This window comes from Catenuloplanes niger, from assembly GCF_031458255.1.
Taxonomy (GTDB): domain Bacteria; phylum Actinomycetota; class Actinomycetes; order Mycobacteriales; family Micromonosporaceae; genus Catenuloplanes; species Catenuloplanes niger.
This window is the reverse complement of the sequence record NZ_JAVDYC010000001.1, coordinates 4,165,605-4,190,239: the sequence shown is the minus strand read 5'-3', so window position 1 is coordinate 4,190,239 and position 24,635 is coordinate 4,165,605. Positions and strand designations below refer to the sequence as shown.

The 24,635-nt window shown below is 71.1% G+C and carries 26 protein-coding genes and 1 tRNA gene; 20 read left to right on the top strand and 7 right to left on the bottom strand.

Translation table 11 applies throughout. The annotated features are described in order from the left end of the window. Window positions 1-47: 47 nt before the first annotated feature. Window positions 48-1,205 (bottom strand): glycosyltransferase family 4 protein, encoded by a 1,158-nt coding sequence (locus J2S44_RS18380; RefSeq protein WP_310415295.1) that lies wholly within the window; start codon window positions 1,203-1,205, stop codon window positions 48-50. Between the two features lie 26 nt (window positions 1,206-1,231). Between J2S44_RS18380 and J2S44_RS18375 the strand changes: the two genes are divergently transcribed. The 8 genes from J2S44_RS18375 (at window position 1,232) to J2S44_RS18340 (ending at window position 10,263) form a co-directional block, all read left to right on the top strand. Next, window positions 1,232-2,104 (top strand): DNA-formamidopyrimidine glycosylase family protein, encoded by an 873-nt coding sequence (locus J2S44_RS18375; RefSeq protein WP_310415293.1) that lies wholly within the window; start codon window positions 1,232-1,234, stop codon window positions 2,102-2,104. A 284-nt stretch (window positions 2,105-2,388) separates the two neighbouring features. After that, window positions 2,389-3,999 carry a sugar transferase gene (locus tag J2S44_RS18370; RefSeq protein ID WP_374727864.1) on the top strand — a complete coding sequence of 537 codons (1,611 nt, stop codon included), beginning with the start codon at window positions 2,389-2,391 and terminating at the stop codon, window positions 3,997-3,999. 129 nt (window positions 4,000-4,128) lie between these two features. Further along, entirely contained in the window at window positions 4,129-5,337 is a 1,209-nt protein-coding gene (locus J2S44_RS18365) for a sensor histidine kinase (RefSeq protein ID WP_310415288.1), read from the top strand. Window positions 5,338-5,377: 40 nt separating this feature from the next. Beyond that, entirely contained in the window at window positions 5,378-6,133 is a 756-nt protein-coding gene (locus J2S44_RS18360; protein WP_310415285.1) for a LytR/AlgR family response regulator transcription factor, read from the top strand. Between the two features lies 1 nt (window position 6,134). Beyond that, on the top strand, window positions 6,135-6,509 hold the full coding sequence (locus tag J2S44_RS18355; protein WP_310415282.1) for a hypothetical protein: 375 nt from the start codon (window positions 6,135-6,137) through the stop codon (window positions 6,507-6,509). Next, window positions 6,499-8,130 (top strand): sodium/solute symporter, encoded by a 1,632-nt coding sequence (locus J2S44_RS18350; protein WP_310415279.1) that lies wholly within the window; start codon window positions 6,499-6,501, stop codon window positions 8,128-8,130. The genes J2S44_RS18355 and J2S44_RS18350 overlap by 11 nt, the downstream gene beginning before the upstream one ends. A 403-nt stretch (window positions 8,131-8,533) precedes the next feature. Continuing rightward, on the top strand, window positions 8,534-9,727 hold the full coding sequence (locus tag J2S44_RS18345) for an MFS transporter (protein ID WP_310415275.1): 1,194 nt from the start codon (window positions 8,534-8,536) through the stop codon (window positions 9,725-9,727). Next, complete coding sequence (locus tag J2S44_RS18340) at window positions 9,724-10,263, top strand: YbhB/YbcL family Raf kinase inhibitor-like protein (protein ID WP_310415272.1); 540 nt, start codon at window positions 9,724-9,726, stop codon at window positions 10,261-10,263. The genes J2S44_RS18345 and J2S44_RS18340 overlap by 4 nt, the downstream gene beginning before the upstream one ends. A gap of 68 nt (window positions 10,264-10,331) precedes the next feature. Here J2S44_RS18340 and J2S44_RS18335 read toward each other — a convergent pair whose 3' ends face one another. Beyond that, window positions 10,332-11,042 carry a methyltransferase gene (locus J2S44_RS18335; RefSeq protein ID WP_306836696.1) on the bottom strand — a complete coding sequence of 237 codons (711 nt, stop codon included), beginning with the start codon at window positions 11,040-11,042 and terminating at the stop codon, window positions 10,332-10,334. A gap of 258 nt (window positions 11,043-11,300) precedes the next feature. On the opposite strand from J2S44_RS18335, the gene J2S44_RS18330 reads away from it, so the two are divergent. Further along, complete coding sequence (locus J2S44_RS18330) at window positions 11,301-13,169, top strand: DUF6311 domain-containing protein (protein WP_310415270.1); 1,869 nt, start codon at window positions 11,301-11,303, stop codon at window positions 13,167-13,169. 77 nt (window positions 13,170-13,246) lie between these two features. Here J2S44_RS18330 and J2S44_RS18325 read toward each other — a convergent pair whose 3' ends face one another. After that, window positions 13,247-14,041 (bottom strand): hypothetical protein, encoded by a 795-nt coding sequence (locus tag J2S44_RS18325; protein ID WP_310415268.1) that lies wholly within the window; start codon window positions 14,039-14,041, stop codon window positions 13,247-13,249. Window positions 14,042-14,495: 454 nt separating this feature from the next. Here J2S44_RS18325 and J2S44_RS18320 point away from each other — a divergent pair, with 454 nt between their 5' ends. Then, entirely contained in the window at window positions 14,496-16,022 is a 1,527-nt protein-coding gene (locus tag J2S44_RS18320; RefSeq protein WP_310415265.1) for a peptide deformylase, read from the top strand. Window positions 16,023-16,032: 10 nt separating this feature from the next. On the opposite strand, the gene J2S44_RS18315 is transcribed toward J2S44_RS18320, so the two are convergent. After that, window positions 16,033-17,142 carry a globin domain-containing protein gene (locus tag J2S44_RS18315; protein WP_310415262.1) on the bottom strand — a complete coding sequence of 370 codons (1,110 nt, stop codon included), beginning with the start codon at window positions 17,140-17,142 and terminating at the stop codon, window positions 16,033-16,035. Window positions 17,143-17,221: 79 nt separating this feature from the next. On the opposite strand from J2S44_RS18315, the gene J2S44_RS18310 reads away from it, so the two are divergent. Beyond that, window positions 17,222-17,992, top strand: a complete 771-nt coding sequence (locus J2S44_RS18310) for a CPBP family intramembrane glutamic endopeptidase (RefSeq protein WP_307241787.1) — start codon at window positions 17,222-17,224, stop codon at window positions 17,990-17,992. Between the two features lie 31 nt (window positions 17,993-18,023). Here the strand turns inward: J2S44_RS18310 and J2S44_RS18305 are convergent, their stop codons facing one another. Then, window positions 18,024-18,623, bottom strand: coding sequence for a TetR/AcrR family transcriptional regulator (locus J2S44_RS18305; RefSeq protein ID WP_310415259.1), 600 nt, complete (start codon window positions 18,621-18,623; stop codon window positions 18,024-18,026). 108 nt (window positions 18,624-18,731) lie between these two features. Here J2S44_RS18305 and J2S44_RS18300 point away from each other — a divergent pair, with 108 nt between their 5' ends. Then, window positions 18,732-19,499: an SDR family NAD(P)-dependent oxidoreductase gene (locus J2S44_RS18300; protein WP_310415256.1), complete on the top strand. Its 768-nt coding sequence runs from the start codon at window positions 18,732-18,734 to the stop codon at window positions 19,497-19,499. Window positions 19,500-19,591: 92 nt separating this feature from the next. Here J2S44_RS18300 and J2S44_RS18295 read toward each other — a convergent pair. Both J2S44_RS18295 and J2S44_RS18290 read right to left on the bottom strand, forming a co-directional pair. After that, window positions 19,592-19,651 (bottom strand) — tRNA-OTHER (locus tag J2S44_RS18295). Between the two features lie 127 nt (window positions 19,652-19,778). Continuing rightward, window positions 19,779-20,246, bottom strand: a complete 468-nt coding sequence (locus tag J2S44_RS18290) for a helix-turn-helix domain-containing protein (protein WP_310415252.1) — start codon at window positions 20,244-20,246, stop codon at window positions 19,779-19,781. A 154-nt stretch (window positions 20,247-20,400) separates the two neighbouring features. Between J2S44_RS18290 and J2S44_RS18285 the strand changes: the two genes are divergently transcribed. The 8 genes from J2S44_RS18285 (at window position 20,401) to J2S44_RS42940 (ending at window position 24,634) form a co-directional block, all read left to right on the top strand. Further along, window positions 20,401-20,664: a helix-turn-helix domain-containing protein gene (locus tag J2S44_RS18285; RefSeq protein WP_310415250.1), complete on the top strand. Its 264-nt coding sequence runs from the start codon at window positions 20,401-20,403 to the stop codon at window positions 20,662-20,664. After that, window positions 20,661-20,939 (top strand): hypothetical protein, encoded by a 279-nt coding sequence (locus J2S44_RS18280; RefSeq protein WP_310415246.1) that lies wholly within the window; start codon window positions 20,661-20,663, stop codon window positions 20,937-20,939. The genes J2S44_RS18285 and J2S44_RS18280 overlap by 4 nt, the downstream gene beginning before the upstream one ends. Window positions 20,940-21,009: 70 nt before the next feature. Then, window positions 21,010-21,717, top strand: a complete 708-nt coding sequence (locus J2S44_RS18275; protein ID WP_310415243.1) for a hypothetical protein — start codon at window positions 21,010-21,012, stop codon at window positions 21,715-21,717. After that, window positions 21,714-22,172, top strand: a complete 459-nt coding sequence (locus tag J2S44_RS18270) for a hypothetical protein (protein WP_310415240.1) — start codon at window positions 21,714-21,716, stop codon at window positions 22,170-22,172. Before J2S44_RS18275 ends, J2S44_RS18270 begins: the two co-directional genes overlap by 4 nt. Beyond that, window positions 22,172-22,438: a hypothetical protein gene (locus J2S44_RS18265; protein WP_310415237.1), complete on the top strand. Its 267-nt coding sequence runs from the start codon at window positions 22,172-22,174 to the stop codon at window positions 22,436-22,438. Before J2S44_RS18270 ends, J2S44_RS18265 begins: the two co-directional genes overlap by 1 nt. Then, entirely contained in the window at window positions 22,432-22,872 is a 441-nt protein-coding gene (locus J2S44_RS18260; protein WP_310415234.1) for a hypothetical protein, read from the top strand. Before J2S44_RS18265 ends, J2S44_RS18260 begins: the two co-directional genes overlap by 7 nt. After that, on the top strand, window positions 22,869-24,230 hold the full coding sequence (locus J2S44_RS18255; protein ID WP_310415231.1) for an ATP-dependent DNA helicase: 1,362 nt from the start codon (window positions 22,869-22,871) through the stop codon (window positions 24,228-24,230). Before J2S44_RS18260 ends, J2S44_RS18255 begins: the two co-directional genes overlap by 4 nt. After that, window positions 24,227-24,634 (top strand): helix-turn-helix domain-containing protein, encoded by a 408-nt coding sequence (locus J2S44_RS42940; RefSeq protein WP_374727863.1) that lies wholly within the window; start codon window positions 24,227-24,229, stop codon window positions 24,632-24,634. The genes J2S44_RS18255 and J2S44_RS42940 overlap by 4 nt, the downstream gene beginning before the upstream one ends. Window position 24,635: the final 1 nt, after the last annotated feature.

Genomic DNA, 24,635 nt, shown 5'->3' with positions numbered 1-24,635 from the left:
CTTCCCGTCACGAGTCGCACCTTTCCCGGAGAAGCCGCGGATTACGCTCACACATTGCTGAGAAGACCGTCATACACGTCGAGCAGCCGGCGGGTGACCACCCGCGGGTGGAACGTCGACTCGTACCGTGCCCGCGCCGCGTGCGTCAGCGCGGCGGCGCCGTCCCGGGCGGCCGGCAGCGCCGCGGCCAGCTCGGCCGGGTCCGCCCGTACCACCCAGCCGGCGTCACCGACCAGGTAGGGAATGCCGCCGAGCGCGGTGCCGAGCACCGGCCGGCCGGCGGCCAGCGCCTCGATCGTCACCGTCGGAAGCACATCGTGCCAGGTCGACACCACCAGGACCACCGCGGTACGCCGCAGGGCCGCGCGCACGCCGTCCCGGTCCAGCACGCCGAGGTACCGCACGTCCGCGCGGGCGGCCGCCGCGGCCTCGACCTCCGGGCGCAGCTCACCGTCGCCGGCGATCCGCAGCGTGCCGAGCGCGCCGTCCGGGTGCCGCCGCCAGGCGTCGAGCAGCAGCCGGAGGCCCTTCTCCGGGGAGAGCCGGGCGAGGTAGAGGAAGCCGTCGCCGGGCGGTGCGGGCGGACCCGGGTCGGGCACCGCGTTCGGCTTCACCACGATGTTCGCGGGTGGCACCCCGTACCCCAGCAGATGGTCCTGGATCGCGGTGGTGAGCGCGATGAAGCGGTCGACCGCGCGCCAGGTGGGGCGGTGCACGGCGAGCGCGGTGGCCATCACCGCGCTCTGCGCCCGCGAGCCCCGGTAGCAGCCGTGCACGATCGCGGGCAGCGGGAACGTCCGATCACGGCAGTCCGTGCAGATCCGGCCGTCGCGGAAGAACAGGCCGGGCGCGCAGACCTGCCGGTAGTTGTGCACGGTCTGCACCACCGGGACGCCGTGCCGGTGCGCGGTGCGGACGATCCAGGGCGAGATCAGCGGGTACGGATTGTGCAGGTGCACCACGTCCGGGCGATGTGCACGGAGCACACCGGCCAGGTCCCGCTGCGCGGCCGGCGCGTAGATCGGTGAGACCGGCAGCAGCGCCTTGCTCGCCACGGACATCCCGGGAATGGCGTCCGAGCTGCGCAGGAACGGCACCACCTCGACGCCCGCATCGGACAGCTGCGCCATCTCCTGATCGACGATCGTGTTCTCACCGGACGGCATGGCGTCGCGGTAACGATTGTGCGCGACCAGGACCTTCATAGGTCCAAGACGCTACCGTTTGAGACGTGCCAGAGTTACCGGAGGTGGAAGCGCTCGCCGCGTACCTTCGCGAGCGCGCGGTGGGTCGTACGGCCGACCGCCTGGAGGTCGTCGCGATCAGCGCCCTGAAGACGTACGATCCGCCGCCGTCGGCGGTCGCGGGCCTGGAGATAACGGCCGCGGGCCGGCACGGCAAGTTCCTGGACGTCACGTTCGGCGCCGCTGACACCGGCCCGGTTCACCTGGTGGTGCACCTGGCCCGGGCCGGCTGGCTGCACTACCGCGAGTCGTTCCCGGCCGCCACGCCGCTGAAGCCGGGCAAGGGCCCGATCGCGGTCCGGGTGCGGCTGGACGACGGCTCCGGTTTCGACCTGACCGAGGCCGGTACGAAGAAGAGCCTCGCCGCCTACCTGGTGCGGGACCCGGCGGAGGTGCCGGGCGTGTCCCGGCTCGGCCCGGACGCGCTCGCGGTCGACCTGGAGACGTTCACCGCGCGGATCACCAGCCGGCGCGGGCAGGTCAAGGGCGTGCTCACCGACCAGGAGATCCTGGCCGGGATCGGCAACGCGTACTCCGACGAGATCCTGCACGTGGCGAAGCTGTCGCCGTTCGCGCTGACGAACAAGCTGTCCGCCGAGCAGATCGCGCGGCTGTTCGAGGCGATGCGGTCGGTGGAGACGGACGCGGTCACCCGTTCGGTGGGCCAGCGGGCCGCGGAGCTGAAGAGCGAGAAGCGCTCCGGTTTCCGGGTGCATGCGCGCACCGGACTACCGTGCCCGGTTTGCGGCGACACTGTGCGTGAGGTCTCGTTCGCGGATACGAGTCTTCAGTACTGCCCCACGTGCCAGACCGGGGGCAAGCCGCTCGCCGATCGCCGCCTTTCTCGAATCGTGCGATAAATCTCCACAGTAATCGCTCGCACCCTCAGCGTGACCTGCGAGGACTCCCCAATGCCCAGGAGAAGAACAATGCGGTCTCAACCCGTGAAGCAGGCGCTTCGGCGACCTTCCGCAGACAGGTTCCGTCGGTATAGTGTCCCGGTCTCACGCACTGAAGCGCGGAACCATCGGCCGTCAGGCCGGTGCCGGTTTCCCGGACCGAGCGACGGAGCGTAATGTCTGCCGGGTCACCGCCACGTCCCGGGAGTCATGGGAAACTGATGCGGTGGGCTTCCCATGGCCCGATGGGCGGGTGGGTAGCACCTGTCACGCGGGAGGACGTAGGTGAGGTGACGACGAGCCTCCAACGCCCGGTCGTCAAAACAGGCCGGAGCAACAGCGTGCCCCAGTACGACGAGTTCGAGATTCAACCGGCTCCGCCCGAGCGGCCCACGAACGGTGTGCCCCGCTCGGCCTGGACGAGGGCGAAACGCACCGTCTCACGATGGCACCGGCCGTACACGGTCATGCTGCTCCTCCTCGACTTCGGCGCCGCGGCGATCGCCAGCCTGGTCGCCGTCTCGCTCTTCGAGCAGGCGGCCTCGGGCTTCCAGGATCCGGACAACGGCGAGCCGTGGTTCCAGGCCGTGGCGTACGTGTTGTTGCCGCTCGGCTGGCTGGTCGTGCTGTGGGCCAACGGCGCCTACGACCGCCGCTACCTCGGCCTCGGCACCGATGAGTTCAAACGGGTGACCAGGGCTTCGGTGACGGTCGCGGCCAGCGTGTCCTTCATCGCGTTCGCCACCAAGACCGACCTGTCCCGGCTCTCGGTCGGCTTCGCGCTGGTCGGCGCCACCGTGCTGATCCTGTTCGCGCGATACGTCGCGCGGCTGATCCTGCACGTGTCCCGCCGCCGGTTCGGTGCGGCCGCGCAGCGCATGGTGCTGCTCGGCACGCTGCCGGAGACGCTCGAGGTCTACACCGCGGTCACCCGCAGCCCGGCCGCCGGCCTGGTGCCGGTCGCGATACACCTGACCGACGGCTACGCCGCCGCGAAGGGGCTGGAGACGCCGGTGCCGGTGCACGCCGGCAAGGACGTGCTGGCGCTGGTCCGCGAGGTGGGTGCGGACACGATCGCGTTCTGCGGCTCGGCCAGCGCCGAGCCGGGCGAGCTGCGCCGCCTGGCCTGGCAGCTGGAGGGCACCGGTATCGACCTGGTGGTGGCGCCGCAGCTGACCGACATCGCCGGCCCGCGCGTGCACATCCGGCCGATCGAGGGTCTGCCGCTGCTGCACGTGGAGGAGCCGACCATCTCCGGTCTCGGCTGGCTGGCCAAGAACGTGATGGATCGGGTCGCGGCCGGGCTCGGCCTGATCCTGCTGTCGCCGCTGCTGCTGGCGATCGGCATCGCGATCAAGATCTCCGACCCGGGTCCGGCGTTCTTCCGGCAGTCGCGGGTGGGCCACGAGGGCAAGACGTTCCGGGTCTGGAAGTTCCGGACCATGTACGTCGACGCCGAGGAACGGCTCGCCTCGATGCAGGACATGAACGAGACGGACGGCCTGCTCTTCAAGGTCAAGAACGACCCGCGGATCTTCCCGGCCGGCCGGTTCCTGCGGGCCAGCTCGCTGGACGAGCTGCCCCAGCTGATCAACGTGTTGTTCGGCGAGATGTCGCTGGTCGGCCCGCGACCGCTGCCGGCCGACGACGGTGACTTCCTCGGCGACGTGCGGCGACGGCTGCTGGTCCGCCCCGGCATCACCGGCCTGTGGCAGGTCTCCGGCCGCTCCGACCTCTCCTGGGACGAGGCGGTCCGGCTGGACCTCTACTACGTGGACAACTGGTCGCTGGCGTACGACCTGAGCATCCTCTGGCGCACCGTCGGCGTGGTCGTCGCCCGGAAGGGCGCCTACTGACCGCCGGGTCCGCCCCCGCTCCTCAGTGATCCGGGCGTCGTCCAGGTCGTTCCGGCGACATGGACGGCGCCCGGATCGTCGGTGGGGGCCGGACTCGACAAACGCAGCCCTCACCGTCAGGATTCGGCGGTGGGGGCAAATTTGTCTACGGTCGCGGCCGTGCTCGCGCTCATCAGCGCGCTGGCCGCGGCGGTCGCCGCCGTCATCCGGCTCCGGCAGCGGCGCGGCATCGCCACCGAGGCGCAGCGCGCCACGTACCAGGTGCTGCACACCGCGGGCCTCGCCGCGGAACCGTTGCGCGCCGGGCTCGACCGGGTGAACGCGGCGAAGGCGGTCCGGCACCTGCGCACGCTGGTCGGCGCGCCCGGCCTCGCGCTGACCGGCGCGGACGGCCTGCTCGGGCTGGACGGCCGGGGCGCGCACCACACGGCGCAGCTGGCCGCGGCCGGTGCCCGCGCGATCGCACAGAACCGCTCCACCGTCCTCGGCCAGGACGACCTGCCCTGCGACCGGATGGACTGCGTGGTGCGCGGTGCCGTGGTGGCGCCGCTGACCGGCCCGGACGGCCGTTCCGGTGCCGCGCTGGTCGCGATCGCGGACGGCCAGCCCGCGCCCGGCCTGGTGCAGGCCACGCTGGAGACCGCGCGCTGGGCCGCCGCGCAGCTCGCGCTGGCCGAGCTGGACTCGTCACGCGAGCGGCTGGCCCGCGCCGAGATCCGGGCGTTGCGCGCGCAGATCAGCCCGCACTTCATCTACAACGCGCTGACCGCGATCGCCTCGTTCGTGCGCACCGACCCGGAACGCGCCCGCGAACTGATCCTGGAGTTCGCGGAATTCACCCGCTACTCCTTCCGGGCGCACGGCGAGTTCACTACGCTCGCCGAGGAGTTGCGCTCGATCGATCGGTACCTGACCATCGAGCGTGCGCGGTTCGGGGACCGTCTGCAGGTCCGCCTGCAGATCGCTCCGGAGGTCCTTCCGGTGAGCCTCCCTTTTCTCTGCCTGCAACCGCTGGTGGAAAATGCGATCCGCCACGGCCTCTCGCGCAAGCCCGGCACCGGCATGGTCAGCATCGAGGCCAGCGACGCCGGGGCGGAGTGCCACATCACGGTGGAGGACGACGGGGTCGGGATGGACCCCGCGGTACTCGTCGCCGGGATGGCACAAGCGGCCGGGGAGTCCGACGACTCCGGCCAGCACGTCGGCCTGTCGAACGTGGATGAGCGGCTGCGGTCGGCCTTCGGTGACCAGTTCGGACTGGTCGTCGAGACCGCCCTCGGCGCCGGGATGAAGGTGAGCATGCGAGTGCCGAAGTTCCACCCGGGGGTGCGCGCGTGAACGGTGTCCACGGTCGCCCGCGCCGTACGGGGGTGGCGGCATGACCGCCTTCCTGCGTGTCCTGGCCGTGGACGACGAGCCGCCCGCGCTGGACGAGCTGGCCTACCTGCTGCGCACCGACCCGCGGGTGGCCCGGGTGCACACGGCCGGCGACGCCACCGAGGCACTGCGCCTGCTGCGGGACACCGACGTGGACGCGGTCTTCCTGGACATCCGCATGCCCGGCCTGGACGGCATGGAGCTGGCCCGGGTGCTGCGCCGGTTCGCCCGCCCGCCCGCGATCGTGTTCGTCACCGCCTACGACGACGGTGCGGTGGACGCGTTCGACCTCGGCGTCACCGACTACGTGCGCAAGCCGGTCCGGACCGAGCGGCTGGCCGAGTCGCTGCGCCGGGTGGCCGAGGCCCGGGTGATCCCGGCCCAGCGCGGCGCGCTGGCCCGGAGCGAGGACGACCCGACGATCCCGGTCGAGCTGGCCGGCACCACCCGCATGCTGCCCCGGTCCGCGGTCCGCTGGGTGGAGGCGCAGGGCGACTACGCCCGCCTGCACACCGCGGACGGCTCGCACCTGGTCCGGGTGCCGCTGGCCACGCTGGCCGAACGCTGGGCCGACGCCGGGTTCGTCCGGATCCACCGGTCGTACCTGGTGCAGCTGCGGCTGATCGCGGAGCTGCGGCTGGCCAACTCCGGCTACGTCGTGGTGGTCGACGGCACCGAGCTGCCGGTCTCCCGCCGGCACACCCGTGAGCTCAAGGACCGCCTGGTCCGCGCGGCCAAGCAGGACTGGAACCGCTGACATGCCCGACCGGCCGGCCCGTGTCCGGGTGGTGCTCGCCGAGGTGGGCCGGCCGCGTGCCGCCGACCGGACCCGGATCGACCTGGCCGAGCAGAACCAGGTCGGCGAGGCGCTGCTGCGCGGGCTGATCCGGGCGCAGTTCGCGCTGGCCGTACGGCTGGCGGTGGTGGTCCTGATCGGGCTCGGCGGGCTGCCGCTGCTCTTCGCGATCGCGCCGTCCGTCACCACCGTCAAGGTGCTCGGCGTGAACCTGCCGTGGCTGCTGCTCGGCGGCGTGTCGTTCCCGTTCCTGCTCGCGGTCGGCTGGACCTACGTGCACCTGGCCGAACGCAACGATCAGGACTTCACCGCGCTGGTGCAGCGGCATGACCCCTAACCCGTACCTGATCCCGACCGTGGTCGTGATGACCGTGGTCACCGTGGCGATCGGCTTCTACGGCCTGCGGCTGGCGCGGACCACGTCCGACTTCCTGGTCGCGTCCCGGATGGTCAGCCCGACGTGGAACGCGGCCGCGATCGGCGGTGAGTACCTCTCGGCCGCGTCGTTCCTCGGCGTGGCCGGGCTGATTCTGAAGTTCGGCGTGGACGTGCTCTGGTACCCGGTCGGCTTCGCGGCCGGATACCTCGCGCTGCTGCTCTTCGTGGCCGCGCCGCTGCGCCGCTCCGGCGCGTTCACCCTCCCGGACTTCTGCGAGCTGCGGCTCGGCTCCCGCCGGCTGCGGGTGCTGGCCACGGTGTTCGTCGTCTTCATCGGCTGGCTCTACCTGGTGCCGCAGCTGCAGGGCGCCGGTCTCACGCTGGCCACCGTGACCGGCGCGCCGTACACGCTCGGCGCGGTGCTGGTCTTCGCGGTCGTCACCGCGAACGTGGCGCTCGGCGGCATGCGGGCGATCACGTTCGTGCAGGCGTTCCAGTACTGGCTGAAGCTCACCGCGCTGGCCGTCCCCGCGATCTTCCTGCTCCTGGTCTGGCAGTCGGACGCGCGACCGCCGGTCACGCCCGCGGACGGCCTCACGTTCCGGCAGGCCACGGTGCTGACCGTGGAGGCGCCGGCGACGCTCACGTTCACCGACGGCAGCACCCGCGAGGTGCGGGCCGGCGACGAGCTGTCATTCCCGGCCGGTGCGCCGGTGCCGGCCGTCGAGGGCGTCTCGGCCGGCCTCGACTGGCTGCTCCCCGGCCGCGGCGGCAGCCTGTTCGGCACGTACTCGCTGATCCTCGCCACGTTCCTCGGCACCATGGGCCTGCCGCACGTGCTGGTCCGCTTCTACACCAACCGGGACGGCGCCGCCGCGCGCCGGACCACCCTGGTCGTGCTCGGCCTGGTCGGCCTCTTCTACCTGCTGCCCACGGTCTACGGCGCGCTCGGCCGGATCTACACGCCGCAGCTGCTGCTCACCGGCGACACCGACGCCGTGGTGCTGCTGCTGCCCGGCGCCGCGATCGGCACCGGCCTGCTCGGTCAGCTGCTCTCCGCGCTGGTCGCCGCCGGAGCGTTCGCCGCGTTCCTGTCCACCAGTTCCGGGCTGCTCACCAGCGTGGCCGGCGTGCTCGCCACCGACGTGCTCGGCCGCGGCGGCTCGGTGCACACGTTCCGCCTGGCCTCGCTGATCGGTGGCGCGGTCCCGCTGCTGCTCGCGCTCAACGTGGCGTCACTGGACGTCTCGCAGGTGGTCGGCCTCGCGTTCGCGGTCGCCGCGTCCAGCTTCTGCCCGCTGCTGGTGCTCGGCATCTGGTGGCGTGGCCTCACCGCGCCCGGCGCCGCCGCCGGCATCGTCGTCGGTGGTGGCGCCGCCGTGGCCGCCGTCCTGGTCACGGTGCTCGGCCCGCCGCTCACCGGCTGGACCGCCGAGGCCGTCGCCCAGCCCGCGGCCTGGACCGTCCCGCTCGCCTTCGCCACCATGGTCGCGGTCTCGCTCGCCACCCGCCGGCAGATCCCGTCCACGATCGGCACCACCATGCTCCGGCTGCACGCCCCCGAGTCCCTGCACCTCTAAGCCCCGCGTCTCCAGGCGCCGGAGAGACCCAGGATCACATTCGTCGTCCCGCTTCCGGCGTGGCGAGTTCCGGTGCTCCCGCGGGCACCGGTCGGCCGCGGGCGGCCTCCCTGCCGGTCCCGCGGTGGCCCGGACAACCCCGGAACTCCCGCGCCCGGCGGCTCGCATGCCCCTGGTGACCAGCGGCGGAACCCGGCAGGGCGGAACCCGGCCGAGGTCGGGTGAGCCGGCCGGCTCGTGGTGACCAGCGGCGGAACCGGCAGGGAGGAGCCCCGGCGACGACCGGTGCCCGCGGGAGCACCGGGACGCGAGCGGGCCGGAAGCGGGAAAATCAGCATTTCCGGCTCTTGGGTTGATGCGGCTGGAATCGCGCCAAGGCGGACCTGCGGGCAGAATGCGGGAGATGAGCAGAGGCGCCCGCACCGGCACGGTGATCGCCGTGGTGCTGCTCGCCGCCAACCTGCGGCCCGCCGTGGTCGCGGTGTCGCCGATGCTCACCGACATCCGCGCGGACACCGGGCTGTCCAGCCCGGCGGCCGCGCTGCTGACCACCGTCCCGGTGCTCTGCTTCGGCCTGCTGGCACCGCTCGCGCCGCCGCTGGCCCGCCGGATCGGCCTGGTGCCGGCGCTGGTCGCGGTCCTGTGCGCGATGACGGTCGGCGGTCTGCTGCGGCTGCCGGACTCGGTGGTGCTGCTGTTCGCCGGCACCGCGGTGTTCGGCGCCGCGATCGCGGCCGGCAACGTGCTGCTGCCGGTGCTGGTCAAGCGCGAGTTCCCGGACCGGTCCGGCACGATGACGGGCGTCTACTCGGTCGCGCTGTCCACCGGCGCCGCGATCGCGGCGGGGACCGCGGTGCCGGTGCTGCTGATCTTCGGCCACGCCTGGCGTCCCGCGCTCGCGGTGTGGGCGATCCCGCCCGCGCTCGCGCTTCTCGCCTGGCTCCCGCTGCTGCGGAACCGCGCCGCCGCGGCGCCGGCCGCGACCGCCGTCCCCCGGATCGCGCTCCGGCGTGCGCCGCTGGCCTGGGCCGTGACCGGCTTCATGGGCCTGCAGTCGCTGGTCTACTACGCCACCGTCGCCTGGCTGCCGGAGATCCTGATCGCGTCCGGCAGCGGTCAGGAGCGCGCCGGCTACGTGCTCTCGGTCTTCAACCTGGTGGGCATCGCCGGCTCGCTGATCTTCACGGCCACGGTCGGCCGGACCCGGAACCAGATCGGGTACGCACTGGTCAGCGCCGGTCTGTACGCGGCCGGGTTCGCCGGGCTGCTGGTCGCGGCCGGCCCGCTCGACTTCCTCTGGGCCGCGCTGCTCGGCCTGGCCCAGGGCACCACGATCAGCCTCGCGCTGGCGTTGATCCTGCTGCGCATGCCGGACGCGGCCCACGCCGCGCGGATGTCCGGCATGGCGCAGGGAATCGGTTATCTGCTCGCCGCGGCCGGCCCGGTGCTGGCCGGCGTGCTGCACGACGCGACCGGCGGATGGTCCTGGCCGCTGCTGCTGCTCGGTGCCCTGCTGGTGCCGATGGCGGCGGCCGGTGCCGTGGCCGGCCGGGACGTGACCCTGAGAATCCCGACAACGATTGGAGTCAGATCATGAGCTTGGAGCGCCCGGTCGCCCCGGATCCCTACGACCTGCTGCCGCCCGTCCCGTCGTTCGCGCTGACCAGCACGGACATCGCGGACGGCACGGCACTGGACGACACGTTCGCGCACGACAGCGTGGGCGGGCGGAACGTGTCCCCGCAGCTGAGCTGGTCCGGCTTCCCGGCCGGGACGAGGAGCTTCGTGGTGACCTGCTTCGACCCGGACGCGCCGACCGGTTCCGGCTTCTGGCACTGGGTCGCGGTGAACCTGCCGGTGACCGTGACGGAGCTGGCGCAGGGTGCCGGATCGACCGAGGGCGGGCTCCCGGACGGGGCATTCCACGTCCGTAACGATTACGGCACGCTCTCATATGGTGGTTCCGCGCCACCGGCCGGCGATCGCGAACACCGATACGTCTTTGCGGTACACGCAGTAGACGTCGAGGCACTCGACGTTACTTGGGACGTTTCCCCGGCAGTGGTGGGCTTCAATCTCGCGTTCCACACATTGGCGCGGGCCACCCTGCGTTCCACTTATCGGGTGAGTTAAACCGTGAGCTAGGACACAGAAAGCCGGGCCGCCCGGATAGTGGGCGGCCCGGCTTCCGGATAAGTCGTTTACTCCGGCACTCGCGCGACCACGAACACCGACTGGCCGAACGGCGGGCGCACCAGGGACTCGGCGGCCTTGGTGACCGGGAGCACCAGGGAGTCGTAGAACTTCACCATCGGCCCCTCCTTCGGCGTCAGCTTGAAGATGCTGGTCGCGCCGTAGTAGCCGATCAGACCGAGCGCGTTCGCGTAGTGCAGGACCTCGATCTGGAGGCCCGCCTCCTCCATCGCGGCGCGCATCGTCTTCTTGGTGTAGCGGCGCACGTGGCCGGTGGCGTAGTCGACCGGGCTCATCGCGAACATGAACGCCGGGACGATCAGGACGATCTTGCCGCCGGGGCGCACGAGCCCCTTCATGCAGCGCAGCGCGGCGACATGATCCTCGATGTGCTCGAGCACGTTGTAGCTGACCAGAGTGCTGTGCGACCCCGTCTCGGAGGTCGGCAGCAGCATCTCCTTCACCTCGACGTTCGGGGTGTCGGCGAAGCGCTCCTTGAGCTCCACGAGGCGGTCCGGCTCCGCCTCGGTGGCAGTGAACCTCGACACGTGCGGTGCCCACTCGGCGGCGTAGTTCCCGATGCCGCTGCCGATCTCGATCGGGTCGTCCCCGAGGTGCGGGATCGCCAGCTCGACGAACCAGCGACGGTGGTTGACCGCCGTCGCAAGACCCTCAAGCACCTCGGATTGGACGCGCTGGTCGCCGGTGAGCTCTGCCATGTGTCGGTTCCCTCATGTGGTGATCCGGATTCAGCGAGACCGCAAGAGTTAACCACTCAACGCCGATGATCGAAAGTTGAGCGGCGCCGCAAGCGTGAATTTATGACCTATTTGAGACATGTATCGCACAGGCTACGCGCAGATAACGGAACTGTGATCCTGTCGTGACCATGGTCGTCACCGGGACGGGTAACCGTCACCTCTGCCCCAGCTCATAGAGACATACGCGTTATCAAGCTCGGTTAGGCTCGCGTGGCTATGACTATTCAGGACATCGACCCCTCGAACCGGCCTCTCGGGGTGGCCATGCCCTCGGTCGACATCGAAGCCGAGCGGATCCTTCTCGAACAGGATCTGGAACAGTCTTCCGGCCTGCGCTCGCCCCGGTGGCGCGCGCGCCTGCTGGATCTGGCCGCGGTCGCGAGCTTCGCGCTGATGGCGTTCCTGGTCACCCGCACCGCCTGGTTCAACCTCGACCACGAGCTGGTCAACGCGCAGGACCAGGCGTTCTTCGAGTGGATGCTGGCGCACGGCGCGCGGGTGGTCACCGACTTCGCCTACCCCTTCGTGTCGTACCAGGTGAACGTGCCGTACGGCATCAACCTGATGGCGAACACGTCGGTGCTGGCCGTCTCCATCCCGATGACGCCGATCACGCTGGCCTTCGGGCCGCACATCGCGTTCAACGTCTTCCTCACCGGCGCGCTGCTGCTGACCGGCGTCTCCTGGTACTACGTGCTGTCCCGGCACATCGTCACCTCGAAGGTCGCGGCGTGGGTCGGCGCGCTGTTCGCCGCGTTCGCGCCGAGCATGGTGGCGCACGCCAACGGCCACCCCAACATCATCTCGCAGTTCCTGATCCCGCTGATCATCTGGCGGACGCTCTGCCTGGTGGAATCCGGACGCTCGGTGCGCAACGGCGCGCTGCTCGGCCTGCTGATCGTGTGGCAGGCCTTCATCAACCTCGAGATCCTGTTCATGACCGCGGTCGGCGTCGGCATCTTCGTCACCATCGTGGGCCTGAGCAAGGCCGAGCACCGCCGGCACCTCAAGACGTTCGTGGCCGGTCTCGGCGTGACCGCCGGTGTCGCGCTGACGCTGCTGGCGTACCCGCTGTACATCCAGTTCTTCGGCCCGCAGTCCTACCACGGGCTGGCGTCGGACATCAGGCACTTCGGCGCCGACCTCGGGTCGTTCTGGACGTACTCCCGTCGCTCGATCGCGGGCGACTGGAAGACCACGATGTACATGACGCAGAACTCCTCCGAGGAGAACGCGTTCTTCGGCTGGGGCATCCCGATCGTCTTCGTCGGCCTGGTCGTCTGGCTGCGCCGGAGCCGCGTGGTGATCGGCCTCGCGTCCGTCGCGCTGCTCTTCGCGTTCATGTCGCTCGGCCCGGCGATCCACTACATCGGCGCCGACACCGGCGTCCCCGGCCTGTGGTCGCTGCTGCACGGCGTGCCGATCCTCAACTCGGTGGTGCCGACCCGCTGGGCGCTCGCGGTCGCGCCGGTGATCGCGATCCTGCTGGCGCTCGGCGTGCAGCGCGTCAACGGCCTGGTCCTGGACCGGCCCAAGGCGGTGCTCCCGGTCCGGCTGGCCACCACCGCGGTGCTCTCGCTGACGCTGATCCCGATGTTCCCGACGCCGCTGCTGACCCAGCCGATGACGGAGACGCCCGCGTTCATCACGAACGGCACCTGGCGGGAGTACGTCGACGAGCGGCACACGGTCGTCACGCTGCCGCTGCCGGACGCGTCGTTCCCGGCGGCCCAGCGCTGGTCCGCGATCACCGGCAACGACATGCGCCTGCCGCGCGGCTACGGACTCTTCCGCAGCGAGATCGACGGCACCGGCGCGTTCGCCGCGACGCCGCGCGCGACGAGTCAGTACTTCTACAACCTGTGGGCCGGCTACTGGGTGCCGAAGGTCGACGACACCCGCCGCGCGCAGACGCTCGACGACCTGCGCTACTGGGAGGCCGGCCTGGTCATGCTGCCGCCGCAGGCGCACGACATCGAGATGCGGCGCGCGATGAGCGACATCCTCGGCTTCCAGCCGAAGTGGGTCGAGGGCGTGTGGATCTGGGACGTCCGCCACCTGACCAGCACGGTCGCGGACGACTGACCTCGTACACATGTTCTATCCACAGGCTGTGGACAGAGCTGTGCACAAAGCCCGGCGGGGGCGTACCCCCGCCGGGCTCACTGCTTTATGCAGCAGCCGGAGCAGACCTTGGGCGCCGGCAGCGTGAAGGCCAGGCAGCAGGTGCGGCGCTGGACCATGAGCCGGCCGTCCGCGTCCGGGACCACGTCCACCAGGTCCGCGACACCGAGCGCGGCGAGCAGCGTCTCGGTGGTGTGCACCGCGCGGCCGGGCAGCACGTCGGCCGTGCGGAGCACGCCCTGGGCCACGCCGGACGCGAGCGAGCCGAGCAGCGTGCGCGCACCGATCCGGGCCTGACCGCGCAGCCGGTCCAGCAGCGGCGCGAGGTGCTCGTCCAGCAGTGAGCCGCGCAGCATGGCCAGCAGGTCGGCCTCGTCCGCCGCGACCCGCACGCCCGGGTGGCCGCCGGCCGCCAGCGGGTCGCTCGGCAGCACCGCCACCTCGGTCGTCGGGGACAGCCCGACGCGCAGCAGCGGCGCCGAGTCGTCCACCCGGATCAGCGTGTCCGACGGCCGCAGCAGCGGCACGCGGCGCGCGCCGGCCCAGCCGACCACGGCCGGCAGCGCCACCCAGTAGGTGTAGTGCTTCCAGGCCAGGGCTGCGGCCGCGTGCGGCTGCGCGTGCCAGAGGCGACGGGCCGAGCCCAGCAGCGCGGGCAGCGCGTCGCCGGTGATCAGGTCGTCGCCGGAGATCCAGTCGTGCGGACGCCGGTGCGCCAGCAGGCCGGGCAGCAGGCTCGGCAACGGATATGCGGGACCGAACGCGGCCCGGAGCGTCGCGGTGATCGGTGCGAACGGTTCGACGGGCGCCGGCCGGTGGACGAGGGTGGTCACTCGGCGTCGCCGACTCGGGTGATGAATGAATGACGGTGGGTGATCGGCGCGGACTCGTGCCGCGACGGCTCCGAATCGGAGCCGGTGAGCCGGATGCCTCGCCGCATAGCCGCCGCCACCTCGTCAGATCGTTCACCGCCCGGACGGACGGCTCACCATTGCTCGCTAAGGATAGCCTAACCAGACTTGGCGGCGTTCGCCCGCGTGGTTACTCACGATGACGATACCGACGGCGCTTGGCCCGGTCTCCGCTAATAGGGCGATGATTCCCGCTAAATCAGCTCATAATCACCGGCTGACGTCGCGCTCGGTAACCATCAGTACCGGTCGAGTCGCAATGCGTGCAAGGTCTTGACCGGTTTGTCAATACTTCTGTCCGTAACGCGCTACTCACTCACGGGTGTTCGGTCGGGCAACGGACACTTGAATACCCGGGAGCCGAGAAGGACGCGTGATGACAGCACAGCCGACATCGCCGACCTCGCCGCTGGAGCGGGCGGCCGACTCGTTCGCCGCCGAACTGTCCCAGTGGCGTGCCGACCGCGGAATGACCAAGAAACAGCTGGCCGCCCGGATGGGCTTCGACCCGTCCTACGTCAGCCACGTCGAGGGCCGCCGCCACCGTCCCACCGAGGACTTCGCCCGCCGGGCCGAGGCCGTGCTCGACGCCGGCGGCCGCATCTGGCAGCGCTTCCAGGAGTACGACGAACTCCGCCACGTGCGCTCCAGCGGCCTCACCCACCGCGACCCGCCCGTGCCCGAGCAGTGGCTGCCGCCCGGCACCGGTCTGGTCGTCGAGCAGGAGATCGCGGAGCTGGTCTACTCCGACGGCGAGTACCGCTGCGTGATCCGCCGGGCGCTCTACAACGCCGGCACCGAACCGGTCACCCGCTACATGGTCAAGGTCGCGGTCGACCGGTACCCCGGCGACCCGGAGCGCTCCAACCGGCACCACCGTGAGCACCCGCTCTCCTTCGACGAGCTGAAGCTCACCGCGTTCTGGGGCGCGCCGTACGCGCGGGAGCCCATGCGCTGGCGGAAGAAGCGCGACCGGGACGCGGACAAGGAGATGTGGCTGCTCTTCGAGAACGACAACGGCCGCTTCCCGCTCTACCCCGGCCAGCGGACCACGATCGAGTACGCGTACTCCGTGGCCGAGGAGAAGTGGGGCCAGTGGTTCCAGCGCGCGGTCCGGTTGCCCACCCGGCAGCTCACGGTCCGGCTCGACTTCCCGGCCGCGCTCGACCCGACGGTCTGGGGCGAGGAGACCTCGCTCTCCGCCGAGGAGGCGCCGCTGCGCACCCCGTTCACCCGGCACGAGGAGCACGACCGCGCGGTCTTCGAGTGGTCGACGGACGAGCCACCGCTCAACGCGCGGTACAAATTGTCCTGGCGGTTCCGCGGCACCCCGGCGCCGACCGGCGGGGAGCGGGCCAGCGACCGCATGCGCGCGGCCGGCATCCTGCAGCGCGGCGACACCCGCCTCGGCACACCGGCCCGGCGGCTCGTCCTGCCCGAACAGGCCCGTGAGGCGCGCGACGTGGCCGAGGCACTGCACCGCGCGGCCGGCCGGGTCGAGACGCTGCACGACTTCCGCAAGGGCATGGGGCTCGCCGCACCGCAGATCGGGCTGCCGGTCGCGGTCGCGGTGATCCGGCCGCCGGACCCGGACGGGGAACCGCTGACGCTGGTCAACCCGCGGGTGGTGACCGAGTCGGCGGAGACCGACGTCCAGTACGAGGGCTGCCTGTCGTTCTTCGACGAGCGCGGCGCGGTGCGCCGGCCGTTGCGCATCGACGTGGAACACGAGCGCTGGGACGGCACCCGGGTGATCACCACGTTCGAGCGGGCGACGGCCCGGCTGGTCGCGCACGAGATCGACCACCTGGACGGACGGCTCTACCTGGACCGCATGCCGCCGGACGCGCGGCTGGTCTCGCTCGAGGAGTACCAGGACGGCGGGCTGCCCTGGCGGTACTGACCGAATGGTTCTACTGGCCGAACGCGTCATACCTTATGCGTGACGGTGGCACCTCCAGCGCGGCCAGCGTGCGCAGCGTGGCCTGGACCATTCCGGCCGAGCCGGCCACGTAGAAGTCGTGGTCGTTCCACGGCCCGTACCGTCCGACGATCTCCGACACGTTGCCGTGCTCACCGTCGAAGCTCGCGTCCCGGCTGCACGCCGGCACCAGCGACACCCACGGGTGCTGGGCCGCGATCGCCCGCAACTCCGGCAGGTCGTAGAGGTCCTCCCGGGTCCCGGCACCGAAGAACACGTGCACCCAGCGCGTCCGGTTGAACCGGGTGAGTTCCTCCAGCAGCGCCTTGATCGGGGCCAGGCCGGTGCTGCCGGCCACGCACACGATGTCCCGGGTCGAGCGGCGGTCCAGCGTCATCGACCCCATCGGCGCGGCCAGCCGCAGCAGATCACCGGCGCGCACCCGGCGGACCAGCGCGCCGGACACCCACCCGCTGCTCAGCGCGCGGACATGGAACTCCAGCGTGCGGTCCCGGCGCGGCGCGTTCGCCATCGAGTAGACCCGCCACACCCGCGGCCGGTACGCCGGGCACTCCACGCTGACGTACTGCCCGGCCCGGAACTCCAGCGGCTGGCCCGGCAGCACCGTGAGCACCGCGATGTCCCGGCCGCGCCGCTCGTGGCTGAGCACCTCCGCGATCCAGTACGCCGGGTCGTCGTCCGCCTTCGCCGCGTCGATCATCTTCTGCGCGATCAGCCCGTACGCGTCCCGCCAGGCCTGGTCGAAGTCCGGCGTCCACCGCTCGCCCCCGAAGATCCGCAGCGACTCCAGCAGCGCGTCGCCGACCACCGCGTACTGCTCCGGCGTCACCTCGAACTTCCGGTGGTCCCGGCCCAGATCCCGCAGGTAGGCGTCGAGCCGCTCCGGATCGTCCAGCGTCTGCACCGCCGTCACGATCGCGCCCAGCAACCGCGATCGCTGCGCGTCCATCTGCACCGGGAACAGGTCACGCAGGTGCGGATTGGACAGGAAGATTCGCGCGTAGAAGTAGCCGGCCAGCTTCTCCTGCTGCTCCTCGACGACGGTCCAGCTCTCGCGCAGGAGGTGCGACAGATCGCCCATGACCCGCGATCCTCGGCCCCGCCCGGCGCCCCGCGCGGACGCACTGTGCGACCGGACCCTGATGGGGCACAGTATTCAGGTGACCGCGCTCCTGGACGCCCCCGACGGCCTCGCACACCGCGACCGTACCCTCCGGTTCGAGCTGCTGATCGTGTTCGGCCTGTCGCTCGGCCAGTCGGCGGTCTTCTCGCTGGTCAACATCGTCGGCCGGCTCACCGCGTCCACGCCGCTGTCCGCACAGACGTCCACGCTCAACCCGGCCGCGTCCGACCGCCCCTACCTCGACCTGACACTCCAGCTGCTGCGGATCTTCTTCGCGCTGATGCCGGTCGCGCTCGCGCTGCACCTGCTGGCCCGTGACCGCGCCGCCGGCATGGGCCTGGACTTCCGCCGCCCGTTCTTCGACCTCGGTTCCGGCAGCGCCCTGGCCGCCGGCATCGGGCTGCCCGGCCTCGGCCTCTACCTGGTCGCCCGCGAACTGGGCCTGAACACCACGGTGGTCGCGTCCGCGCTCAACGACGTCTGGTGGACCGTGCCCGTCCTCGTCCTGGCCGCCGCGAAGAACGCCGTCCTGGAGGAGGTGCTGGTCGTCGGCTACCTGATGCGCCGCCTCGAACACCTCCGCTGGCGCGTCCCCGCGATCATCCTCACCAGCTCGGTGCTCCGCGGCTCGTACCACCTGTATCAGGGCTTCGGCGGTTTCATCGGCAACATCGTGATGGGCGTCGTCTTCTGCCTCTTCCACCTTCGCTTCAAGCGCGTCATGCCGCTGATCGTCGCCCACACGATCCTCGACATCGTCGCCTTCGTCGGCTACGCCCTGCTGGCCCCGCACGTGTCCTGGCTGTAGCCCGCGTACCCGTGCCGTAGTCCGCGTGTTGTCAGGCGGCCGGCCAGGCGGCCATGGCCAGTTCCGCGGTGTCGGTGAGTTCCGCCGCGGTGGCGCCGTCCCGTGCGCGCTGGGACATGCCGTGCATGACGGCGGTGAAGTACGCGGCCAGCTTCCGCGGGTCGGCCGTCGCCGGGATCTCGCCCTGCTCGCGCGCGGTGGTCAGGCGCTTCTCGAACGTGTCGACGTTGGCGTTGCGCAGATCCCGCATGTAGACGGCGACGTCGACATCGGCCGCGGCCGCGCTGCACAGCAGGTTCCCGGCCGGCGTCTCCGGGTCGGTGTACATCGCGGCCGCGTCGAGCAGGATGCGGTGGAACGCGGCGAAGGCCGTGGGCTCCCTGGCCATGGCGGCCCAGACGAACTCCCCGGCCGGTGACCGGCCGTACGCCTCGATCACCTCGTTGAACAGCGACCGCTTGTCCCCGAACGCCGCGTAGAGGCTGCCGGGCCGGATGCCCATCTCCCGGGTCAGGTCGTTGATCGAGGTCGCCTCGTACCCGTTCTCCCAGAACAGGCGGGTGGCGGCCGCCAGCGCCGCGTCCCGGTCGAAGGCCGGCGGCCGGCCACGCCGTACTTCTGATGCGTCCATGCGCCCATTCTAGAGCGATCACTCAAGACTGGCCGCGAGACTTCTTGACCGATCACTCAAGAAAGACGTACTCTCTTTCTTGAGCGAACATTCAACAAAGGAGTCGTCATGTCAGGAGCACTGCGGGGCAAGGTCGCCCTCGTCACCGGCGGCAGCCACGGCATCGGCCGGGCCACCGCGGAGCGATTCGCCCGCGACGGGGCCACCGTCGGGATCGGCTACGGCCACGACGAGCCGGCCGCCCGCGAGACCGTGGAGCGCATCAACACGAACGGCGGGCGTGCCTTCGCCGTCCACACGAAGCTGGGCACGCCCGGCGACGCGACCCGCTTCTGGGACGCCTTCGACGAGGCGGGCCGCGACCACGTGCCCGACGGGCAGCTCGACATCCTCGTCCACAACGCCGCGAAGGGCAGCTTCGCCCGGCTGGCCGCCCTCTCCGAGGAAGAGTTCGACCAGGTGATCGCGGTGAACGTGCGGGCGCCGTTCTTCATCACGAAGCTGGCGCTGCCACGGCTGCGCGACGGCGGCCGGATCATCAACATCTCCAGCCTCGCGGCCACCGTCGCAAGCCCGGACCTGCTCGCCTACGGCGTCAGCAAGGCGGCACTGAACACGTTCACCCTCGACCTGGCCGTCGACCTCGGCCCACGCGGGATCACGGTCAACTCGGTGGCACCCGGCATCGTCATGACCAGAAACAGCCAATACCTGCGGGACAACGCGGAACTCGCGGCGCAACAGGCGGCCCGCGTCGCTCTCGGCCGCCTCGGCGAGCCGGACGACGTGGTGAGCGTCATCGCCTTCCTCGCCTCCGACGAGGGCCGCTGGGTGACCGGCCAGGTCATCAACGCCTCCGGCGGCACCTCACTCTGACCCCGCCGCGATCCGTGCGCGACACGCCGACACGCCGATTCGCCGGAAAGCAGAACGGCCTCCCACATCCGTGGGAGGCCGTTCCTCAACTGTGCGCCCGAAGGGACTCGAACCCCTAACCTTCTGATCCGTAGTCAGGACGCCTCAAGCGCTGTAGCGACCTGGGGAAACGCAGCTCTGCACCATGGCGTTGGGCAACGCTGTCCAGCGAATCAGATGGTTACTGCTACAGCGTTGGATCTTGCCACCAACGCCCCAATATTTACTTTGAGTAGCGGACTAGCCAGTCTTCCCGTGTAGCCCCAGCGCCAGTTCGATCATGCGCGCGAGGTCCAGCTCCAAGGCTTCCTCGTTGCGCGCCCGGCGCTCCTGCAGGAACCGCACCATGAGCGCGCGCGTCTCCTCGTCGACCGGCGCCCTCATGATCTTCTCCATCGCGGTGTCGCCTTCCGCCACTGACGGTTCGACTTCCTCCGCCGGGTCGTACGCGAAGCCGGCCGCTTCCACCACGGGGCGCGGATCCAGGCCGACCGCGCGCGCCATCGCGGCGACGGTCGCGGGCTTGGTACTGATCTCGATGGTCTGGCCGCCGCCCACTGACTGACGCCCGGTCACGACCTGCCGCCAGCGCCCCTCACTGATGCCGGCTCGGCGTGCCGCCTCGCGGGCGGACAGACGCGGGCGGGCAGCCTCACGGGCTTGCTCGATGAGCTGGCCGTGAGGCGTCAGTTGTCTGGGCGCGCTCATGCGCGTGATCGTACGCGATATTTCGCAGCAGTTCGCAACGGCACCCATGAATGAATCGCGAACGGATGAGATTCCCATCGTCCGAACGTCCACCGTTCGCACTTGAAGGCGCGAACGCTTGCGAACTATTGCGAACCTGCCTATGGTCGTTCGCATGACCAATACCGAGCGACGGCGGCAGGCAGCACGGGAGCCGCTTGATCACCACCCCGCCCGGCTGCGTCGCAGGCGGATCGCGAACGGCATGAGCCTTTCGCAGCTCGCCGAGGTCACGTCGGCCAGCAAGGGGCACCTCTCTGAGCTGGAGCGCGGCACGCGCAATCCGAGCCCTGAGCTGCTCGCCGCCATCGCGAGGGCGCTGGGTTGCGGGGTCACCGACCTCATGCCCGACGAGCCGGTCACGGCAGGCGCGCGATGACCCCCGCGCAGGCTGGCCAGCTCGGCGCTCTTGAGCGCTGGGGCAAGACGCCCGACCGCGCCGCGGCCACGGCGCCGGCTCGCAAGGCCGCCGAGGCGCGGTGGGAGCGCGAAGTTCGCAGCGAGTTCCCCGACCTCGATGACGCCCTGGTCCTCCGTCTCGCGGAGAGCCGACGCAAGGCGCACTTCGTCCGCATGGGCCAGGCCTCGGCCGCGGCCCGCAAGCGGAAGGCGGCGCAGAAGCCGCCGATCAAGGCCGCTTCGTCGGCCGCCTGAATCCAGAAACGCCAAAGGCGCCCCACTCGCTTTGCCGGCACCGGGGACGCCCAGACCCGAGGAGTATCCCATGACCCAGCCGATCAGAACGAGCCCAGCGATGCTGCTGCCGCCCGAGATCACAAGCCTCTACGTCCAGCCCAAGGCCGACGGCTGCTACCTGCTCGACCGGCGCGACGGCGTGATCCTCGCCCAGATCGACGCGCACAAGGATGGCGCCGGCGCCTGGCTGATCGAGCTGTGCGAGGACGTGGTGCAGCTACACAAGCACACCGGCACGCTCGCCACCGCGATCCGGTGGGCCGAGCAGGGCATCGCGGAGCTGGACCACTTCGCGATGTACGGCGAGATGCCGGACTACGTGACGGTCCCGCGCAGGCCCTGGCCGCACACGAAGACGACGGAGGCGCTCGCCGATGCGCTGGAGGCGCTCGCCGCGAACCTGCGCGCGTTCGACCTCACGCTGCCGCGCCACACGGACATCTCGCTCGAAGTCCTCGTCATGAACTTCGGTACGGACAGGGCTGCGGTCAAGGCCACGAAGATGCAGGCCGTCGATGCGCTGATCGCGGGGCTGGCTCTTCCGGCCGCCGAGGACCGGAGTCGCGCGGATTCCAAGATGCACTACGGCACGCCACACGCCAGCGACGGCGGGTCGAGGCACCAGGGCGGGCTGGACGTGGCTGTCACGACGATCGTCGACCGCGACGCCGCCGTGCTCGCGGTCCGCGTCGCCGAGCTGGAGGCGCAGCTCGCGGCCAAGGGCGGTGCCGCGTGAGCATCCTCGCCAACGCCCTGCGCTTCGGGGCCACGGACGCCCAGGAGCGCGCCGCCGTTCACCTACTGCTGCACGTGCCGACCAGCACGGTCGAGGTCATCGACCGCCCCGACGTCCGTACGCACATCCACCGGATGACCCGCACGGTCGCCGTGGTGGCGTGGTCACACCTCTCCCTCGCCATAACGGACGGTGCGGTGCGGGTTACCGGGCGGGAGGCGGCGCTGATCCGGATCGCCTGTGCCATCGGCGGCGGCGCCCGGGTGAACCTGCGCGACGCGCTGGCCGGCATGCCGCCGCAGGACCTCACCCGCGTGCTGGAGGCGTTGGCCATGGCCGGCGGCCTGGAATCGAACGAGCCGGTCAGCGGTGCGCTTGAGCGTGACCTCCGCGAGCCGTGCGGCGGTGCGTTGCCGGAGGGCGTCGTCGGCTTCCGGCTCGGGCAGGCCGCGTGATGGCCGACCTGCTGGAGCTGCTGCTCATCGTCCTCGGCATCTTCACCCTGATCGCGATCATCGCCTCGCTGCTGGTGCTCGCCGTCGCCTTCCTCGTCGACCTGGCCATCGAGTCCGGCCGACGGCGGAAGGCGCGGCGCGCGGCGGCCCAGGGCGACGTGTTCGCCGAGGACCTCATCCGCGCCGACCTGGCCGCGCTGGACGCGTGCGCCACGGCCGACGACCTCATCCGCCTCCTCGACTCCTCGGGAGACAAGCAGTGCTGACCGAGACCATCGCGGTCACCTCCGGCGCCCTGATCCTCATGGGCGCCGGAGCGGCCGCGGCCCTCACCATCCAGGGCTACGCCTCGCCCGGCCGGCACCGGCGCGACGAGGCTCCGGCTCCGTCGGTCGCCGCGGGCGTCGCGTATGCCGAGCAGCTCGCCGACGCGGCGGCCCGGGCCCAGGCGGAGGCCTGCGAGCGTGCCGGCGTCGCACCGGTGCCGCCACTGCTCGGCGCGCTCGACCCCGTGGCCAGGGCCGCAGACGCGGTGCGTGTGCCGACCGACGAGCGGCTCGTCATCCGCCCGCGCGTCGGCACCGCCGAGACGCTGCCGCTGCCGCGCGTGGGCCGCCTCGGTGCCGCCGCAGGGCTTCCGGCTGAGGTCACCGGCGCGCTGGTGCTCGACACGGACCGGGCCACCGGGGAGGCGCCGTGACCATCCACCTCGACCTCGACGACCCGTTCACCGGCGTTACCGCACCGGCCACGTCCGCGATGGACTGGTCGCCGCAGCAGCAGGAGGCGATCGAGAAGATCGTCGCCTGGTACCGCGACCCGGACGGTCCGCAGGTCTTCCGGCTCTTCGGCTACGCCGGCACCGGCAAGACCACGCTGGCGCGCTCGATCGTCGAGCAGCTCGGTGTCCGCGCGCTCTACGCGGCCTTCACCGGCAAGGCCGCGTACGTCCTGCGGTCGAAGGGCTGCGAGGGCGCGTCGACCGTGCACTCGCTGATCTACACGCCGCAGGACAAGGTCCGTGCGCACCTGGAGGAGCTGGAGCGGAAGCTCCTCGTCGAGAGCAACCCGATGCAGCGCGCGGTCCTGGAGACCCAGATCGCGGTGGAGCGGGAAAAGCTGGAGACGCCGGACTTCATCCTGCGCGAGGACTCGCCGCTGGAGACCGCGCCGCTGCTGGTGCTTGACGAGGTGTCGATGGTCGGGTCGCGGATGGCCGCGGACCTGCTCTCGTTCGGCGTCCGGCTGCTGGTGCTCGGCGACCCGGCGCAGCTGCCCCCGGTCGACGGCGGCGGCTACTTCATCGACGCCGAGCCGGACCACCTGCTCACCGAAATCCACCGGTCCGCGCTGGACTCGCCGGTGACCCGGCTGGCCACCTCGGTCCGCAAGTCGGCGCCGGGCGATCGCTCGCTCGGCCTCTTCGCCGACGGAGACTCCGGCCGGCGCCAGCGCGTCAGCCGCGAGGACCTGGCGGGCTTCGACCAGGTGCTCGTCGGCACCAACAAGACGCGGTGGCAGGCGATTCACCTGATGCGCTCGCTGGCCGGTCTCTGCGGCCCGGTGCCGCAGCCCGGCGACAAGATCATCGGTCTCGCGAACAGCACCGAGGCCGACATCTTCAACGGGCAGCAGCTGCGCGTGGCGAGCGTGCTCGACCAGCTGCCGCTGCACCCCGAGGCCGACCGTGTGCGGCTGCTGGTCGAGGAGGACACCGGCCACCGGCGTCCGCTGACCGTGTGGCTGTCCGGCTTCCAGAGCATCGAGGGCGAGAAGAAGGCGAAGAAAGAGGGGCGCGGTTCGGTCGCCGCGGCCACCTTCGCCCAGGCCATCACCTGCCACAAGTCGCAGGGCTCGCAGTACGACCACGTCCTGGTCGTCGACGAGTCCTACGTCTTCAGCCGCGCCGCGGCGGCCGAGGCCGAGCGAGCCGGTCATCCCCCGGACGCCGCGGCCGCCGCCGGTCACATCAACGGCCAGCGCTGGCTCTACACCGCGATCACCCGCGCCGCCGAGCGCGTCGTCGTCATCCCCGGCCCGAGAGGACTCCCCGCATGAGTCACCTGACCCCTGCCCAGATCGGCGAGCGGCTCCGCGCCGCCCGCCAGGCCGCCGGCCTCAGCCTCGCCCAGGTCGAGGAGAAGAGCCTCGGCCACTGGAAGGCCGTCGTCGTCGGCTCCTACGAGCGTGCCCAGCGGGCCGTGACGGTGCCGCGCATGGACGCGCTGCTGCGCTTCTACGGCCGCGGCGACCGGCTGGAGATCCTCGGCCCGGGCGACGTCGTCACGCCGGCCGCGGAGGGCGCCGAGGGCGGCACCGAAATCGAGTACGGCGTCCGGCTCGCGGACGGTTCGGTCGTCACGGTCGCCGACGAGGCCGCCGCTGTGCTGATCGAGCGCGTCGCGGCGGCATCGGTCGTCCGCCGCGTGGTCCGCCGGACTGAGTGGAGCGCCGATGTCTGAG

Coding starts and splice junctions, on each gene's coding strand:
- J2S44_RS18315 (WP_310415262.1), bottom strand. CDS start 17,142: ATGGGCGATCTGTCGCACCTCCTGCGCGAGAGCTGGACCGTCGTCGAG.
- J2S44_RS18265 (WP_310415237.1), top strand. CDS start 22,172: ATGGCCGACCTGCTGGAGCTGCTGCTCATCGTCCTCGGCATCTTCACC.
- J2S44_RS18280 (WP_310415246.1), top strand. CDS start 20,661: ATGACCCCCGCGCAGGCTGGCCAGCTCGGCGCTCTTGAGCGCTGGGGC.
- J2S44_RS18345 (WP_310415275.1), top strand. CDS start 8,534: ATGAGCAGAGGCGCCCGCACCGGCACGGTGATCGCCGTGGTGCTGCTC.
- J2S44_RS18285 (WP_310415250.1), top strand. CDS start 20,401: ATGACCAATACCGAGCGACGGCGGCAGGCAGCACGGGAGCCGCTTGAT.
- J2S44_RS18350 (WP_310415279.1), top strand. CDS start 6,499: ATGACCCCTAACCCGTACCTGATCCCGACCGTGGTCGTGATGACCGTG.
- J2S44_RS42940 (WP_374727863.1), top strand. CDS start 24,227: ATGAGTCACCTGACCCCTGCCCAGATCGGCGAGCGGCTCCGCGCCGCC.
- J2S44_RS18370 (WP_374727864.1), top strand. CDS start 2,389: ATGGGCGGGTGGGTAGCACCTGTCACGCGGGAGGACGTAGGTGAGGTG.
- J2S44_RS18360 (WP_310415285.1), top strand. CDS start 5,378: ATGACCGCCTTCCTGCGTGTCCTGGCCGTGGACGACGAGCCGCCCGCG.
- J2S44_RS18340 (WP_310415272.1), top strand. CDS start 9,724: ATGAGCTTGGAGCGCCCGGTCGCCCCGGATCCCTACGACCTGCTGCCG.
- J2S44_RS18290 (WP_310415252.1), bottom strand. CDS start 20,246: ATGAGCGCGCCCAGACAACTGACGCCTCACGGCCAGCTCATCGAGCAA.
- J2S44_RS18335 (WP_306836696.1), bottom strand. CDS start 11,042: ATGGCAGAGCTCACCGGCGACCAGCGCGTCCAATCCGAGGTGCTTGAG.
- J2S44_RS18305 (WP_310415259.1), bottom strand. CDS start 18,623: ATGGACGCATCAGAAGTACGGCGTGGCCGGCCGCCGGCCTTCGACCGG.
- J2S44_RS18275 (WP_310415243.1), top strand. CDS start 21,010: ATGACCCAGCCGATCAGAACGAGCCCAGCGATGCTGCTGCCGCCCGAG.
- J2S44_RS18300 (WP_310415256.1), top strand. CDS start 18,732: ATGTCAGGAGCACTGCGGGGCAAGGTCGCCCTCGTCACCGGCGGCAGC.
- J2S44_RS18330 (WP_310415270.1), top strand. CDS start 11,301: ATGACTATTCAGGACATCGACCCCTCGAACCGGCCTCTCGGGGTGGCC.
- J2S44_RS18355 (WP_310415282.1), top strand. CDS start 6,135: ATGCCCGACCGGCCGGCCCGTGTCCGGGTGGTGCTCGCCGAGGTGGGC.
- J2S44_RS18380 (WP_310415295.1), bottom strand. CDS start 1,205: ATGAAGGTCCTGGTCGCGCACAATCGTTACCGCGACGCCATGCCGTCC.
- J2S44_RS18320 (WP_310415265.1), top strand. CDS start 14,496: ATGACAGCACAGCCGACATCGCCGACCTCGCCGCTGGAGCGGGCGGCC.